The sequence below is a fragment of the Paenibacillus sp. FSL R5-0527 genome (assembly GCF_038008055.1).
GTDB lineage: Bacteria > Bacillota > Bacilli > Paenibacillales > Paenibacillaceae > Fontibacillus > Fontibacillus macerans.
This window is the reverse complement of sequence record NZ_JBBOYI010000001.1, coordinates 7105202-7120505: the sequence shown is the minus strand read 5'-3', so window position 1 is coordinate 7120505 and position 15304 is coordinate 7105202. Positions and strand designations below refer to the sequence as shown.

Below are 15304 nucleotides of genomic sequence, written 5' to 3'. Positions count from 1 at the left end.
GACTAGAAGCCTGCCCCTCCTTGAAGCGCTGCCTGCAAGCAGCAATCGGAAGCCCGCAGCCGAAGGCGTCTCCCGAAGACGCGACTAGCGTTCGCGGTTGCCGCCGTCGACTAGAAGCCTGCCCCTCCCAAAAGCGCTGCCCGGAAGCAGCACACGGAAGCCCACAGCCGAAGGCGTCTCCCGAAGACGCGGCTAGCGTCCCCGGTTGCCCCTGCCGGCCAGAATCCCGTACCTCCCGAAAGCGCCTGCCTGAATCGCACCTTTAAGAATTTGATCCTTGGAACCAACTTTATCGGCTCCAAGGCAAATTCCGTGGAGGTGTTTTTTGTATCCGGAGGGTGTTTTTTGGTATTGAACAAATTTAACAATGGATTGACGTCCGGATAATACAGATCGCTTATGATGAAATGCTGGTCCACTAAAGGTACCGGCGATTCTAAGGAGGGAGGGCTGTGATGCGATGAGTTGGCGGCCGACTATACAAAGCACGTTGAAAGCACTGCTATACTTGCTGCCCGCGTTTGCGGTCATCGGGGTGTTTACGGTGTATCCGCTGTTCAAGTCGCTGGAGCTCAGTTTTTTTACGGAGTACGACTATTTCAAGGATATCGTTTATGCCACGGGATGGGGCAATTATGCCGCGGTGCTGCATGATCCCGATTTTTGGCTGGCCATGCGCAACACGCTGTTGTTCGTTGTCGGGGTCGTGCCCGTGTCGGTGGCGCTTTCCCTGCTGATCGCGCTGATGCTGAATGCCAACATCCGGTTTCGCGGCTTGTTCCGGACCGTCTATTTTTTACCGTATGTCACTTCGCTCGTGGCTGTTGCCATTGTTTGGCAGTGGATTTACCACCGGGATTACGGCATTCTCAACTATTTTCTCGGCTGGTTGGGCATGGACCCCGTTTCTTGGCTGAACACGCCCCAGCTATCGATCCCGGCGCTTGTGCTGATGTCCATCTGGAAAAGCCTCGGCTACAACATCATCATCTTTCTGGCGGGGCTGCAAACGATCGACAAGCAATACGAGCAGGCCGCCAGCGTCGACGGGGCGAATTACGGGCGCAGGCTGTGGCGTATCGTTCTGCCGCTGCTTTCGCCGACTACTTTTTTTGTCACCGTTGTTGCGGCGATTTCATCGTTTAAGGTGTTTGACGAGGTGTACGCCCTGTTCGGCGGCGGAGGCGGGAAGGCGGGGCCGTCCGACAGCGCGCTGACGATCGTGTTTTACGTATTCCGCAAGTTTTACGCTGAATGGGATTTTGGCACGGCTGCCGCGGCCTCCTATTTGATGTTTATCGTCATAGCTCTCATTACGGCGCTGCAATTTTATATCGGCAAAAAGAAGGTGCATTACTGATGGCCCCAAAAACGCATTTTCTCCAGCAAAGGGTGATCCGCGCGGCCGGGCGTGCGTTGATCTATGCGGTACTGATCGTGGGCGGTCTGACGATGATTTTGCCCTTTTACTGGATGATCACGACGTCTCTCAAGACGCCGGATGAGGTGGTGATGATGCCGCCCCAATGGATTCCGGTGAGTTGGAAGTGGGACAATTACCGGATCGCCTGGGAAGCGGCCCCCTTTGGCCGTTATTTGCTTAACAGTGTCATCGTGACGCTGCTGAGCACCCTTGGTGAACTGATCACGTCGATCCTGGCTGCCTTTGCTTTCGCGCGGCTTCGCTTTTACGGCCGGGAACTGCTGTTTTTTCTGCTGCTTGCGACCATGATGATTCCCGGTGAAATCCTGCTGGCGCCGAATTTCGTGACATTGACCGAACTTGGCTGGATCGACCGTTACGAAGCGCTGATCGTTCCCTGGACGGCAAATGCGTTTGCCATCTTTTTGTTCAGGCAGTATTTTCTCGGCATTCCGGACGAATTGTATGCGGCGGCCCGGATCGACGGCAGCGGCGATTTCCGTTATTTATGGCGCATCATGGTGCCGCTGTCCACGCCGGTGATCATCACCAGCGCGCTGATCAAAGTGATCGGCAGCTGGAACGCGTTCCTGTGGCCGCTGATCGTCACGAACTCGGCGGAAATGCGCACCCTGCCGGTCGGCTTAACCGCGTTTGTCTACGATACCGGCAAAAACTACGAGCTGCTGATGGCCGCCTCGTCGATGATCATCCTGCCGATGATCGCGCTGTATCTGGTGATGCAGAAACATGTGGTTGAAGGCATTGCCCGCACCGGAATCAAGGGCTGACACGATGATTATTAAATGAGAGTTCAAAAAGTCAAGTTTTCAGCACCGAGAAGGTTGGATGAAGCTAGGGACTGAGTAGCGGAGCGTACGTTTTGGGTACGTGAGCAACGGAAGGCCCGGCTGAATTCAAGATTCGCTGCCGATTAAGCTCCATGATTCTACTTCGTGATCAAAAGATGACTTTTTGAACTACCTCTTAAAGGTGGTGATGGCCGGGAACAGTTCGCAATGAGATTACCAGGTGACGATGTTGGAACCAACGCTGTTAATCGTTCAAAAAAAGAAAGCGAGGGAAACGTATGTTGCGAAAAAAGGGAATTGTAGTCCTCATGCTTTGTTTGATCATGATTGCCGTTACGGCCTGTGGAGGGGGAGCCAGCCAGGCGAATACAGGCAATGCCGCGGGAAATCGGAACGCTGGCGCCGCCAATGCCGGAGCTGGCGGGAATGCGGCAAGCGGGACGGAGGGGAGCGCTGAAGCCGGTCCCGGTTCCGTTACGATTGACCAGCCGGTAACAATCGAGTTCTGGCATGCGATGTCCGGGCATCTGGAAGAGGTGCTGCAGCAGTTGGCCGACGAATTCCACAACCAGAACCCGAATATTACGGTCAAGCTGGTGGCCCAGGGCAGCTATGACGATCTGTCGCAGAAACTGATGGCCGCGGCGAAAGCGAAAACTTCGCCCACCATGTCTCAAGCTTATTCCAATTGGCAGACCGAATATGTGGCGAACGATCTGATTGAAGACCTGACGCCATATATCAATGATGCCAAAGTAGGCCTGAGCGCCGAGGACCAGGCCGATATCGTCAAAGCTTTTATGGACGACAACACCTGGGACGGGAAAACATACGGCCTGCCTTTTAACAAAAGTACGGAAGTGCTGTACTACAATCAGGACTATTTGGACAAATTCGGGCTTGGCGCTCCGGCAACCTGGGATGAGCTGAAAACGGCGGCGGCCAAGCTGACGACCGACATCAACGGTAAAAAAGTCGTCGGCATCGGTTTTGAAAACTCGGTATCCGGCAATTTGGCCACTTATGTAAAACAGGCGGGCGGCGAGTACGTGACCGAGGACGGTAAAGTCGCATTCAATTCGCCGGAAGGCGAGAAGGCGCTCGGTTTTCTGTACGACTTGACCGTTACGACCAAAACGGGGCGTTTGGCCGGAGAAGACGGTTATATGTCCGATCCGTTTGGGCGCGGGGACGTAGCGATGTATATCGGTTCTTCCGCTGGCGCCTCTTTTGTCGACAGCGCGGTGAGCGGCAAATTCAAATGGTCGACCGCGCCGCTGCCCAAAGATAAAGCTGCCGCTTCCCCGTTTCAAGGCACGAACGTGATTGTTTTCCAAAGCGCCACGCCGGAGCAGAAACTCGCGGCCTGGGAGTTCGGAAAATTTCTGATTTCCAAGGAAGCGACGATCCAGTGGGCCAAGGAGACCGGATATGTGCCGGTACGTAAATCGGCGCTGGAAGACAGCGAGTGGTCGGCGTTCATCGCGGAGCATCCTGAGCAAAAAGCGGCATCACAGCAATTTGACTCCGCCTTTGGCGAACCGCATCTGAACGGCTACAACAAATTGCGCACCGATGTATCGAAGCAAATCGACGAGGTGCTGCACGGACAGAAATCGGTAAAAGAAGGCTTGGCGAGCGCCGAGCAAGCCGCATTGAACAGCTTGAAGCCGTAATGGAGGTGTTTTGTCATGGGGGAACCAAATACGCGCATCCGTTTTTGGTCCGGTTTGCGGACGATTGGCGGAACGATCGTCACGGTGGAGCACGGTCAAAGCCGCATCGTATTCGATTTCGGCCGCTGTTTCAGTCCGGCGGGGAATATGTTGGAGCGCGGCATTGCCGAGCTGACCGACCCGGTGGCTGACTTTTTGCGGTTGGGGCTGCTGCCGCCGCTGGACGGGCTGTACGGCGAAAAGTCGCTGCTCGCAGCAGGGAGCGGTCTTCGCCCGGCAGGTGACGGCCATTTGCGGCAGGCGGTTTTTATCTCGCATCTGCATCTGGATCATATGGCGCTGATGGGAATGATCGATCCGTCGGTGCCAGTCCTGATGTCTGAGGAGAGCCTGCGCCTGCACGAAGCACTGGAGGCGATCGGCGAAGGCGTGCCGCTCGCTTCCGGCCGTATGTTTGACTCTTTTGCCTATGATCAGCCGGTTGTTTGCGGCGAGATCAGCGTCACACCGCTGCGGGTGGACCATGATGTGGCCGGCGCCTGCGCTTTTCTGGTGGAGACACCGGACGTCCGGCTGCTGTATACGGGCGATTTCCGTTTGCACGGCAAACATCCCGAGTGGACGCTTGGGATGGCGGAGGCGGCGAAGCGCCGGCAAGTCCACGCGCTGATCATCGAGGGCACAACGCTTGGCCTGCCGCAAGATGGGGAGGCTGACGGCGATCCTGCCAGCGGCGGGGGGCCGGCCACGGAAGCCAGTGTGGCGGAGCGCGCAGCGGCGGCGATGCGGGAAACGTCCGGCCTGGCGGTCATCAATATGTACCATCGGCACATCGAGCGGGTAGAGGCTTTGTGCGAAGCGGCAATCGCGGCTGGCAGGAAGCCGGTGCTGGAGCCGGACACGGCTTTCCTGCTGCGTTCGCTCACCGGACGGGAGGGCCTGGCCGTGCTTTCGGAAACTCCGCTCGAAGGCTTTGTTCCGGTTTCGCTCGCCGACATCAACGCAGCCCCGGAACGGTTCGCGCTGCAGAACAGCTTCGCCCGGTCATTGGAGTTGCTGCGACTGCGGACGGAAGGAGGAGTGTATATCCACTCCAACGGAGCACCGCTCGGTGCCTACGATCCCGACTACGCTGCACTGCGGGACCTGCTGCGGCGGATCGGCCTGAATTATCGCTATATCGGCGCTTCCGGCCACGCGGCTCCCGAGCACCTGCGGCTCATCGGCGATCAGATCGGGGCCGGTTGGTTTATTCCGCTGCACAGCCTGCATCCGGAACAATTGGAGCTGTCGTCAGGAATTCGTCTGCTTCCCGAATACGGGAAAACCTACTGTTTTGAAAATGGAGAGCTTATCGGGCAAAGAGGACGGGAAGAATGACGGAGAAGTGTCACGCGGTTGTCATGATCTTAAATTCCATACTTTTACAAGAGTGATATAATACGAAGTAAGCAATAGAATAGGCTTGTAAGGGCGGTCGGCTACCTCTCATAGAAGGGAGGGATGCCAGGTGGAAGTTTATCAAGCATTAACGCTAATGATCTCATTTGCGACATTAATTGTCCTGATACTTTCCTTCCATAAACACAAATAGACCGCCCTCGGCAAAGGAACCGGTCTATTTGTGCCGCTATTCCAATACAGCCTGCCGCCCTTAAAAGCGGCTATTGCCCGGGGCCGTGCGCTGCAAGCATGGCTCCTTAATAAGTACTTTCATTGTATCACAACTAAACTGAAATTTACACGTTCGTGAAAATTTTTAGGGAGAGCCCGTAGCTGCCAGAATGGTTGTGGGCTCTCCTTGTTCTTTATAGAATTCAGCAAACGCCTTCCTTGCGAAATTATGGGCCAGGCGATACATTACGTTTCCTTTTTGTTCCTGGTTATTTAAGTAGCGAATGGAAATAACGCCTTTCTTTTCTTCAATCGCTCTTGCTAACTCTCCAAGCTCCCCCAAGCTAAAAAGATAAAGATCGTAAGGGATATCCGTAAAAACAAATGCTTTCTTAAACTGCCATTTTTCAACCGAAAACCGTTGTATCGCTTCTTCGATGGCCAACAGTTCAAGCTTGTGGGTTTGATTGGGCGTCTCTTGAATAATCTTCGTATAAATCTGAATACCCGCTATGGGGCCTCCGATAACCACATTGCATATGCCATAATAAGGAGAATCATGTTGTGTAGTAATATCGCAAAAGCAATACATGCGGTCCGGCCTAAATGTAAGCTTAAGAATGGAGGGATCGGGATTTTCGATCGTATCCATAATTTTGCCGGAATGACCTTGATAGATCGGTAAAGCGTATAGAATGTTGCCGGTAGGCACTTTTTGCTTTTGTTGAAAAAAGCGATTATGTTTGTGACAAACGGCTCTCATATTGGCGGGGGTTTTTAAACCGCCTTCCGGTTTAGTGAGGATGGTATTTACAAATTCAGCGTATTCACCGCATAGGTAACATCGATGCTGATCTCGTTCGAATATAAACTGCCGCAATTGATCACGGTTATATTTTAAGTAAATGATATTCGGAGTTTCTTTATAAAAATAAGCCGCCTTTTCATCCAGGTAACGTTTGGCCAGTTCATACGTAATCGGTTTGGAAACACGATACTTATTCTTTAGCGTGTACATGCACTCTTCATTAAGCAGCGACGAGTCCGTTATCTTCTCAAAAACCTCGGAATTTTTATAATCCTGAATCTTCTTTGATATCTCTTCTAAGCCAAATTGCTCTCTGCATTCATGACAATACAAGGCTCTTTTAAATTTTCTGCCGTTTTTTACTTTGCGAACAAATTCCTTGGTTGGTTTGGTTTGTCCACAAAAGATACAAGTGGTAAAAACAGGGCAACTGGTTTCCGCAAACTCGGTCCAATTCATAAAATAATACCACCCAACTTCCTTCCGAACCTGGTACTTTACTTTAATTACCTCATAATTAACACCCTCGTGAAAATGACTTTTCTATCAGAGCGAAGGCTGATCAATTGAATATTTCTAGTATATGAGGATTAAAAAGGAAGGGGCTATGGCCTATGCCTTGGATGAAGGGGATCATTATCGAAGGTATATTTGCAGAGTAAAGATTTGTAGTATGACAACGAAAGTTCGGGCGTTCACTGTGACATCAAATTCCATACTTTTACAAGAGTGATATAATACGAAGTAAGCAATAGAATAGAATAGGCTTGCAAGGGCGGTCGGCTACCTCTCATAGAAGGGAGGGATGCCAGAGTGGAAGTTTATCAAGCATTAACGCTAATGATTTTATTTGCGACTTTAAGAGGTTGTTCAAAAAATCATCTTTCCATGACGAAGTCGTTCATGAAGCGGATTCGACGTCGATTCTTGAATTCAGCCGGGCCTTCCGTTGCTCACGTAGATCTGTCTACGCTCCGCTACTCAGTCCCTAACTTCATCCAACCTTCTTGGTCCTGAAAACCTGACTTTTTGAACTCGTACTTGAATTTGTTCTGATACTTTCTTTCCATAAACGCAAATAGACCGCCCTAGGCAAAGGAACCGGTCTATTTGTGTCGGTATGCCATTAAAAGTCTGCCGCCCTTAAAAGCGGCTATTGCCCGGGGCCGTGCCCTGCAAGCACGGCTCCTTAATAATAAAGACTTTTAAAGCCTTTAAAAGTACTTTCATTGTACCACAACTTAACTGAAATTCACACGTTCGAGAAAATTTTTAAGGGGAGCCTGCAGCCGTTCTATGGCTGTGAGCTCCCCTGCGTATTAACCTGTGAGATTTAGCAACCTAAAAAATCGCCCGATACAACTCCTCAATCTCGGCCACCGACGTTTCCCGCGGATTGCCGCCCGTACATACATCTTCGAACGCGGAGCGGGCGAGGGCGGGGATGTCCTCTTCCCGCACACCGACTTCACGGAGACAGGACGGGATGCCGACGTCCTCCGACAGCTGGCGAACAGCGGCAACCGCGGCGCTGCGCGCTTCCTGGATGCTCATTTGTTCGGTTCCCGGCACGCCCATCGCTTTGGCGATGTCGCGGTATTTTTCCCCGGTGTAATCGGCGTTGTAGGCCATAATGGACGGGAGCAAAATAGCGTTGGCCACCCCATGCGGCGTATCGTAAAAAGCTCCCAACGGATGGGCCATCCCGTGTACCAGCCCCAGGCCCACATTAGAAAAGCCCATGCCGGCGATATACTGCCCCAGTGCCATTCCTTCGCGGCCTTGCGGGTCATTGTTTACGGCACCGCGCAGGGACCGGGCGATAATTTCCACCGCTTTTAGATGCAGCGCATCGGTCAATTCCCAGGCTGCTTTGGTAATGTATCCTTCGATCGCATGGGTTAGAGCGTCCATGCCGGTGGCGGCGGTGAGTCCTTTGGGCATGGAGCTCATCATATCCGGGTCGACGATGGCGACGACGGGAATGTCATGGGGATCAACACAGACAAATTTCCGTTTGTTTTGCGTATCCGTGATCACATAGTTAATCGTGACCTCCGCCGCTGTCCCGGCCGTTGTCGGAACGGCGATGATCGGCACCGATTTGTGGGCCGTCGCCACCGCTCCTTCCAAACTGCGAACGTCGGCGTATTCCGGATTGTTGCTGATGATGCCGATCGCTTTGGCCGTATCCATCGGCGATCCGCCGCCAATCGCGATGATATAATCGGCCCCGGCCGCTTTAAAGGCGGCCAATCCTTGTTGCACGACTTCAATGGTAGGATTCGCTACCGTTTCATCAAATACGGAATAAGGCAACTGGTGGAGGTCAAGCAGACCGGTTATTTTGGACACGACATTATGCTTCACAAGCTCCTTGTCGGTTACGATCAATGCCTTAACAAAACGGCGCTGCTTCACTTCATTGACGATATCGGCAATCGCCCCGGCCCCGAAATACGAGGTTTCGTTCAAAATCATACGTTGGCTCATGGCCAAACCCTCCCTTTTTGTGAAACTGTTCACTTGAACAAGTGCATAGAACTTTCAAGCCTTGCGCTATCTGACTCCATCATAAATATGATTTGTTGGAAAATCAACATAAAACAACATTAATTTGTGGTTTTTATTTGAATTTTTGGACATAAAAAATCCGCTCCATTAAGAGCGGACTTTGATACCAGTAATACGTTCAAATCCCTTATCAGCTTCTATTCTTCGTTGCGAAGCAGCACCTTTGTCATAAGAGATCATCTCCTTAACTTATATGTGTCCTGATACTTTCCTTTCATAAGCACAAATAGACCGCTTTTATTTTTCTTCTTCGGACAAAAGCAGTTTCAGCCCCAGCCGGATCGCGTCAGTTACAGTGAGATTGTGCTTGGTACAATAATCGGTCACAGCGCTGTACATCTCTTCATTGAGACGAGCTTTGATATTGTATTTCTTGGGGTTTTCTGCCTTTGGCCGACCTGTTCGTGGACTCAGTGTACTCACCTCTCTTTCTGTCCCACACAAATAAATTTTACTGAAGTGTCCCACATAAAGTCAATTTAAAAATTCCAGTTTTTGACGTAAAAATACTCCTCTCAACAGAAAATTCTTCTTTTCTCCATATATGAACTTGAAGTTATATAACTATTGGGTTATGTTAATGATAAAGGAAGGGGGCGATAAGTTTGCCGGATACCTTTGCCGTCATTGCCGAGCCTTCCCGCCGGCGGATTTTGGACCTGCTGCTCCAGTCGGAATCCAACGTAACGGATCTGGCCCAGGCGTTGGGGCTGTCGCAGCCCTTGGTATCCAAGCATTTGCGGACGCTGCGCCAAAGCGGTCTGGTCAAGGTCCGGATCAAGTCCCAGCAGCACATCTATTCGCTGGAAGCCGAGCCGCTGGTAGAGATCGACGAATGGCTGAAAGCCTATCGCAAGAAGTGGAATCAGCATGTTGACGCCTTGGAGAATTTTTTGGACCAGCAGAAAAAAGATTAGGAGGAAACGGAACATGAGATCGCCGATTGAGAATCCAAAGCTTATGCAAGAGCAGGAGGACTGGGTGCTTGTACTGGAACGGGTATTGAATCATCCGCCGGAAAAAGCTTGGGACGCGCTGACCCGGGCCGATCAAATCACCAAATGGGGACCGTTTTCAGCAGAAAAGGATTTGACCGAAGTGGGACCCGTACGGCTGAAGATGATCAATGCGCCCGTGGAGGAAGAGACGGAAGGAGACGTGCTGGAGGTTAACGCTCCGCATCTGCTTGTGCTCCGCTGGGGTACAGACATCCTGCGTTGGGAGCTGTCCGGCTTTAATCAAGACAAGACGACCCTGGTGCTGCGGCATCGGTTTGCGGAGCGCAAACAAGCGCCTTCCTACGCGGCGGGTTGGCATCTTTGCCTGGATGGTTTGGCCGGAACGCTGGTCGGCGAACAAATGCCCTCGATGGTCGGGGAAGAAGCGCTCAAATACGGTTGGCAGGAACTGCACGAGGCCTACGCGGAAAAGCTGGGCATCCGTACGTAATGAAGGCCACAACCCAGCTGAAAATCGGCTGATTAAAGCATAACGTCACCCGCTTAACTAACTCGATAATAAACAATGTAAAGTGGCTCAAAACCGAGATCAATGCTTGACAAATAAATTATGACTTTGGCTCTGAGGTGGCTGGGCTGTCTATAGCGTTTCGTGTCTTGGTATCCCTGCATGCTGCTTTGCACGATTATCCCTCTTGTTAAGGGGGGGGGGGTAGGGGCTAATCACGGGCCTTTCATTTTTCACGATGTCGTGCCCCATTCCTTCCGTCAGGTCTGCTTCACTTCTCCAAACCTCCTTCTCACTAACCTGTCTAACGATCTGGAACTAATGATCTCGAACTAATGATCTCGAACTAACGATCTCGAACATGTCTGCTGCTCCCAAACCTATTTTCTTCTCCTGAATTTATCTTCCTCTCTGCTTCCGGATCAAACGGGATAATCATGCAAAGCGTCCGGACAGCGGATATGGATCTGCCAATATTTCTTGCCACGATCGGTTACCGGCCTTCCCTGTCAAGCGCTGATTATTAAGTTGAGTTTGTAAAGTCATTGAATAAGTCTTGGACAAGGGCGTCCCTTAAAGGGGCGTACGTTTTTTTACGCAAAAATTCAGAATTCTCCCCGTGCAGACAGTCGTTTTTCTAGGAAAGACAAGTTTTGGAAGTTTTGTGAACTGGGGCGCTGAAGACCCTGATAACCAATGTTTATCGGTGCTAAAAAAATCGTTGATTTGCTATAATGAAGGCGTAAATCAAAGCATCGCTCACAACGTCGGAAGGCCATGATTGTCAAAGTAAAGCTCATCAATTTAGGAGGGTGACTTAAGATGGTTGAAGGATTCCTTGAGATGCAAATCGCCGTACACCAAATTCAAGGACGGCTGGAAATCGACGGAGAGTCGGAATACCGCAAAATCGAATTCGGCACCGAACGTTTCCTGCATACTCCCGAACCCGGCCATCGGATCTACAGCGAAGGAGAACCTCAGCAACATCCGCGGCGCAAATGGTGGTTCCACTAAAAAGTGAAGCTGCCAAAAAAGAAGTTTTGTACCTGAACTTGTTATCCCGATTCCGCTTGATCGGACGTTTGTCCGGTGAAGCGGTTTTTTTGTTATCGAAGAGGGATGAGGGATTGATTGTTTTCGCAATGTTATGTTAGTTTAGTTATACATAATGTGTTACTTTTATCTATTTTTCTGTTCTTTTTCATATCATTTAGAACAAATTTGTCAGTTTTCATAACATATTTTTAAAATGACATCGCTTACACTATTGACAGTAAATTTCGACATGTTATAATTGCTTTAAATTTTAGTTTGTTTGTTCTCCGACGAAACTGAATGAAGGAGGGGAGAGGTTGTATAATCGAACCGGAAGTTTGGATCTGATCAAGAAGATCAACCGGAACTTGGTTCTGGAAATGATCCGAAGCGAGAAAAAAATCAGCAGAGCTTTAATAGCCAAGAAATTGGGCTTAAGCCGATCCACGGTCACCTCCATCGTCAATGAGCTGATCAAGAAAAAGTTTGTTGTGGAGACGGGGTTGGGCGACTCTACCAAGGATGGGGGCCGCAGGGGAATCGAACTGGGCTTTAATCCTAAATCGGGATACGGCATCGGCGTCGATATCGGGCGGACTCGAACCCTGATCGTACTGACCGACCTTGATGGTGAGATCGAGCATAAGGAAGAATGCAAAACAACAGCTACCGTAGAAGAGACTTTGGATCTGGTTCAATCGTTTATTCAAAAATCCGGGATTGAAAAAGATCGTATCCTCGGCATGGGGATCGGGCTTCCGGGGATTGTGGACAGCAGGGAAGGGGTTCTCCTCGACGTGCCCGCTTTGAACTGGGGCAACATCAATCTGATTGAGAAGGCGAAAACCTATTTTCCGTTTCCGGTATATGTCAACAACGATGTCAATTTTGCCGCATTAGGCGAAAGATGGCTGGGCAGCGAGGGGTTAACGGACAATATGTTCTTCATAGCTATTGGAAGCGGAGTGGGCGGCGCTATTATCGCCAACGGCGAATTAATCGAAGGCCATCGTTACTCGGCGGGGGAAATCAACTGTTTTATCGATCGGGAGGACCTGGCCCAAAACAGACGGAACCGTCCCGGACAGACGGGAGCGTTCGAGCAGCAAATTTCGGCATTCGCTCTGGAGAAAAGCGGGGTATCTCCCGAAGAACTTTTTGTGCGCTACACCCGGGGAGAGCCTGAGGCGGCTCGTGTTATTAACGAATTTGTGCAATATTTGTCCATCACCATCGCGAATATCGCGAGCTTGCTGAATCCGCAGAGAGTGATTATCGGCGGGGGCGTATCCGGCTCCATGTCCGCCGTGATTGAGGATATCCGCCAGCAGGTGTCCGAACTCACGCCGATCCGCACGGAGATTAAGCTGGCCCGCCTGGGCAGGGATGCGGGCGGATTGGGAGCAGTCGCTTACGTATTCCAGCAGCTGCAGGATGCGGAGGATCTATAAGAAAAAGCTTTTATCGACGTACTTTCAAGGAAGCCAGAACACATATAGCGGTAGTTTCTATGGTCTTAAAAAAATTCAGGTTCAGTCAGCAAGAGGCTCTGAAATGAAGAGCCGCGCCGCTTTCAATTTGTTTGTACTTAGAACAAACTAACATATCAATGGGGGTTATTTCATGAAAAAGTCATTACTCGGTATCATGTCCCTTGTGCTAATTCCGTCCCTGCTCGCCGGGTGTTCCGGCGGAAAACCGGCAAGCGGCGCCAATGACGGCGGCGTTCAAACGATCCGCGTTTTGTCGAGCGATGACTTTGCGGGCTTCCGGGAAAAAGCGGTGGAGGAGTTCAATGCGAAAAACCCGGACATCGAGGTCGTTCTGGATCATGTAGCGTACGATCAGTTGCACGATAAGGAGTTGGCCTCCTTCAATGCCAGCGGCGACGCGGCTTACGACATTGTGGACGTCGATGAAATCTGGACCTCCGAGTATGCCAACGCCGGATTCATTCTTCCGGTGACCGGCCGCTACACCGACGAGATGAAGCAAGGCATCCTGCCGGCGAGCCTGCAAATCGCCAGCCTGGGCGAAGAGATCTATGGCGTACCGATGTTTAACGATGTCGTGTTCTTTTACTATAACGAAGAACTGTTAAAGAAGGCCGGTTTCGATCATCCGCCGGTGACTTGGGACGAGTTCGCCTCGATGTCGAAAGCTCTGCAGGAAAAAGGAATAACCCCCGGTCCGGCCAGCGCATGGGGATGGAGCGCCAATGAAGGCCTCGTTGCTTACTTTGCCGAATTCCTCGGCTCCTTCGGAGGAAAGTTCATGGATGAGGCGGGTAAGCCGGCGTTCAATGACGAGAAGGGAGTTCAGGCGCTTACGTTCATGGCCGATTCCATGAAAAACGGAGTGATCGACAAGGCGTCGATCAACTACAACGACCGTCAAGTGCTGGATGCTTTTAAAAACGGGAAAACGGCGTTTGTTGCCGGATGGTCCTTTTACTGGGGCGAATTGAACGGCAGCGATTCCAAAGTCAAAGGCAAGGTGAAGGTGGGGATGGTTCCGGCGGCCGAGGGAGCCCCGCATACGGCGGCTACCGGGTCGATGTACCTGGCGATTACTCCGCAATCGGAACATGAAGACGCCGCTTGGAAGTTTATCGAATACCTGGGCAGCAAGGAAGTCCAAAAACAGCAATCGCTCGCAGCCGGCTCTCTGCCGATTTGGAAAGAGCTCTACAGCGACGCCGATCTCAATCAGAACTTTACGGCACTGAAGGATATGGAGAAACAGCTGGAGCAGGTGATTTCCCGCCCGTCGCTGGATTCCTACAATGAATTTTCCAAAAATATGCAGATTGTTCTCCAGGCGGTATTAACCGGTCAAAAGGATGCGAAGACCGCGCTTGATGAGCTGGCGGCATCGACGGAACAGCTTGCGGCCAACGGCAATTAAACGGGTCCCGCTCCGGCGGGACTTCCCATCAAACCTGCGGAGTCTCATATGGATGTGGAGGTATCTAATGATCAAAAAACTTCGGCCTTTCGGATATTTGCTGCCCAGTTTTCTCGTTATTCTCGGCGTGACCCTGCTTCCTTTGATCTACGCGATTTTTATCAGCTTCATTAACTTGACCAAAAATGTGCACAAACTGGACAATCCGAAACTTTGGGATTACGTAGGTTTTGAGAATTTCGCCAAAGTGCTGTCCGACGCTTCCTTTTGGCAGGCCGTCGGCCGAACGATGTATTTTACGGTGACCTCGGTAGGTTTGGAGTTCATTCTCGGCATGGCGTTTGCCTTGATTCTGAATGAGAAATTTGCGGGACGAGGTTTTGTCAGAGGTTTTATGCTGATTCCTTGGGCGTTCCCCACGATTGTAAATGCGGTCCTATGGAAATGGCTTTACGACCCGGATCATGGAACGGTCACCGTGTTGCTGGCCGCCCTTGGCATTACGGACGGTTACTTTAATATTTTGGGCTCCTCCTTCTCGGCTATGAATGCCATCATTATCGCCGATGTATGGAAAAATACGGCTTTCGTGACTCTGATTTTATTGGCGGCGATGCAGTCCCTCCCGATCGAGGCCTATGAAGCAGGGAAAATCGATGGGGCCTCGGCGTTCCGGAGATTTTTCAGCATCACGCTTCCGCTTTTAAGTCCGGCCATATTGGTCGCGCTGATCATGCGGACGATGGAAGCTTTCAAAGTATTCGACATTATTTATATCATGACCGGGGGCGGCCCGGCCGGGGGAACGCAAGTGCTGTCCTTCCTGACCTATCAGTCCTCCATGATGTTCGGCAAATTCAGTTACGGCTCGTCCATAGCGTTTGTGATGTCGATCTTTATTCTGATATTCGCCTTTACCTACATCAAAATTCTATACAAAAAAGCGGAGTGACCTATGAGAGAACAAGAGCTCAGAAGTTTTGGA

The 15304-nt window shown here is 51.0% G+C and carries 13 protein-coding genes; 11 read left to right on the top strand and 2 right to left on the bottom strand.

Going from position 1 to position 15304, the window contains the following annotated elements:
• Window positions 1–460 precede the first annotated feature (460 nt).
• The 5 genes from NYE69_RS32210 to NYE69_RS33860 all read left to right on the top strand — a co-directional run bounded on the left by NYE69_RS32210 (window position 461) and on the right by NYE69_RS33860 (window position 5505).
• Window positions 461–1360: a carbohydrate ABC transporter permease gene (locus tag NYE69_RS32210; protein WP_316561483.1), complete on the top strand. Its 900-nt coding sequence runs from the start codon at window positions 461–463 to the stop codon at window positions 1358–1360.
• Window positions 1360–2214 (top strand): carbohydrate ABC transporter permease, encoded by an 855-nt coding sequence (locus NYE69_RS32205; RefSeq protein WP_316561484.1) that lies wholly within the window; start codon window positions 1360–1362, stop codon window positions 2212–2214. Before NYE69_RS32210 ends, NYE69_RS32205 begins: the two co-directional genes overlap by 1 nt.
• 299 nt (window positions 2215–2513) lie before the next feature.
• The gene (locus NYE69_RS32200; RefSeq protein ID WP_316560665.1) at window positions 2514–3911 is read left to right on the top strand and encodes an ABC transporter substrate-binding protein; all 1398 of its coding nucleotides are present in this window, start codon (window positions 2514–2516) and stop codon (window positions 3909–3911) included.
• A gap of 15 nt (window positions 3912–3926) precedes the next feature.
• Window positions 3927–5291 carry an MBL fold metallo-hydrolase gene (locus NYE69_RS32195; RefSeq protein WP_316560664.1) on the top strand — a complete coding sequence of 455 codons (1365 nt, stop codon included), beginning with the start codon at window positions 3927–3929 and terminating at the stop codon, window positions 5289–5291.
• A gap of 130 nt (window positions 5292–5421) precedes the next feature.
• Window positions 5422–5505, top strand: a complete 84-nt coding sequence (locus NYE69_RS33860; RefSeq protein WP_227872954.1) for a putative holin-like toxin — start codon at window positions 5422–5424, stop codon at window positions 5503–5505.
• A 165-nt stretch (window positions 5506–5670) separates the two neighbouring features.
• Here the strand turns inward: NYE69_RS33860 and NYE69_RS32190 are convergent, their stop codons facing one another.
• Together NYE69_RS32190 and fucO are read right to left on the bottom strand one after the other, a co-directional pair.
• A complete protein-coding gene (locus NYE69_RS32190) occupies window positions 5671–6792 on the bottom strand; it encodes an HNH endonuclease (protein ID WP_316560663.1) in 1122 nt (373 codons plus the stop codon).
• An 882-nt stretch (window positions 6793–7674) separates the two neighbouring features.
• Window positions 7675–8826, bottom strand: a complete 1152-nt coding sequence (fucO, locus tag NYE69_RS32185; RefSeq protein WP_213509749.1) for a lactaldehyde reductase — start codon at window positions 8824–8826, stop codon at window positions 7675–7677.
• A gap of 686 nt (window positions 8827–9512) precedes the next feature.
• Here fucO and NYE69_RS32180 point away from each other — a divergent pair.
• The 6 genes from NYE69_RS32180 to NYE69_RS32155 all read left to right on the top strand — a co-directional run bounded on the left by NYE69_RS32180 (window position 9513) and on the right by NYE69_RS32155 (window position 15271).
• Entirely contained in the window at window positions 9513–9824 is a 312-nt protein-coding gene (locus NYE69_RS32180; RefSeq protein WP_340930111.1) for an ArsR/SmtB family transcription factor, read from the top strand.
• Between the two features lie 13 nt (window positions 9825–9837).
• Window positions 9838–10356, top strand: a complete 519-nt coding sequence (locus NYE69_RS32175; protein WP_340930108.1) for an SRPBCC domain-containing protein — start codon at window positions 9838–9840, stop codon at window positions 10354–10356.
• An 840-nt stretch (window positions 10357–11196) separates the two neighbouring features.
• Entirely contained in the window at window positions 11197–11391 is a 195-nt protein-coding gene (locus tag NYE69_RS32170; RefSeq protein WP_213509750.1) for a hypothetical protein, read from the top strand.
• Between the two features lie 338 nt (window positions 11392–11729).
• Entirely contained in the window at window positions 11730–12863 is a 1134-nt protein-coding gene (locus NYE69_RS32165) for an ROK family transcriptional regulator (RefSeq protein WP_213509751.1), read from the top strand.
• A gap of 172 nt (window positions 12864–13035) precedes the next feature.
• On the top strand, window positions 13036–14319 hold the full coding sequence (locus NYE69_RS32160) for an extracellular solute-binding protein (protein WP_328270626.1): 1284 nt from the start codon (window positions 13036–13038) through the stop codon (window positions 14317–14319).
• A gap of 67 nt (window positions 14320–14386) precedes the next feature.
• The gene (locus NYE69_RS32155; protein ID WP_326044638.1) at window positions 14387–15271 is read left to right on the top strand and encodes a carbohydrate ABC transporter permease; all 885 of its coding nucleotides are present in this window, start codon (window positions 14387–14389) and stop codon (window positions 15269–15271) included.
• The last annotated feature ends 33 nt before the right edge of the window (window positions 15272–15304 follow it).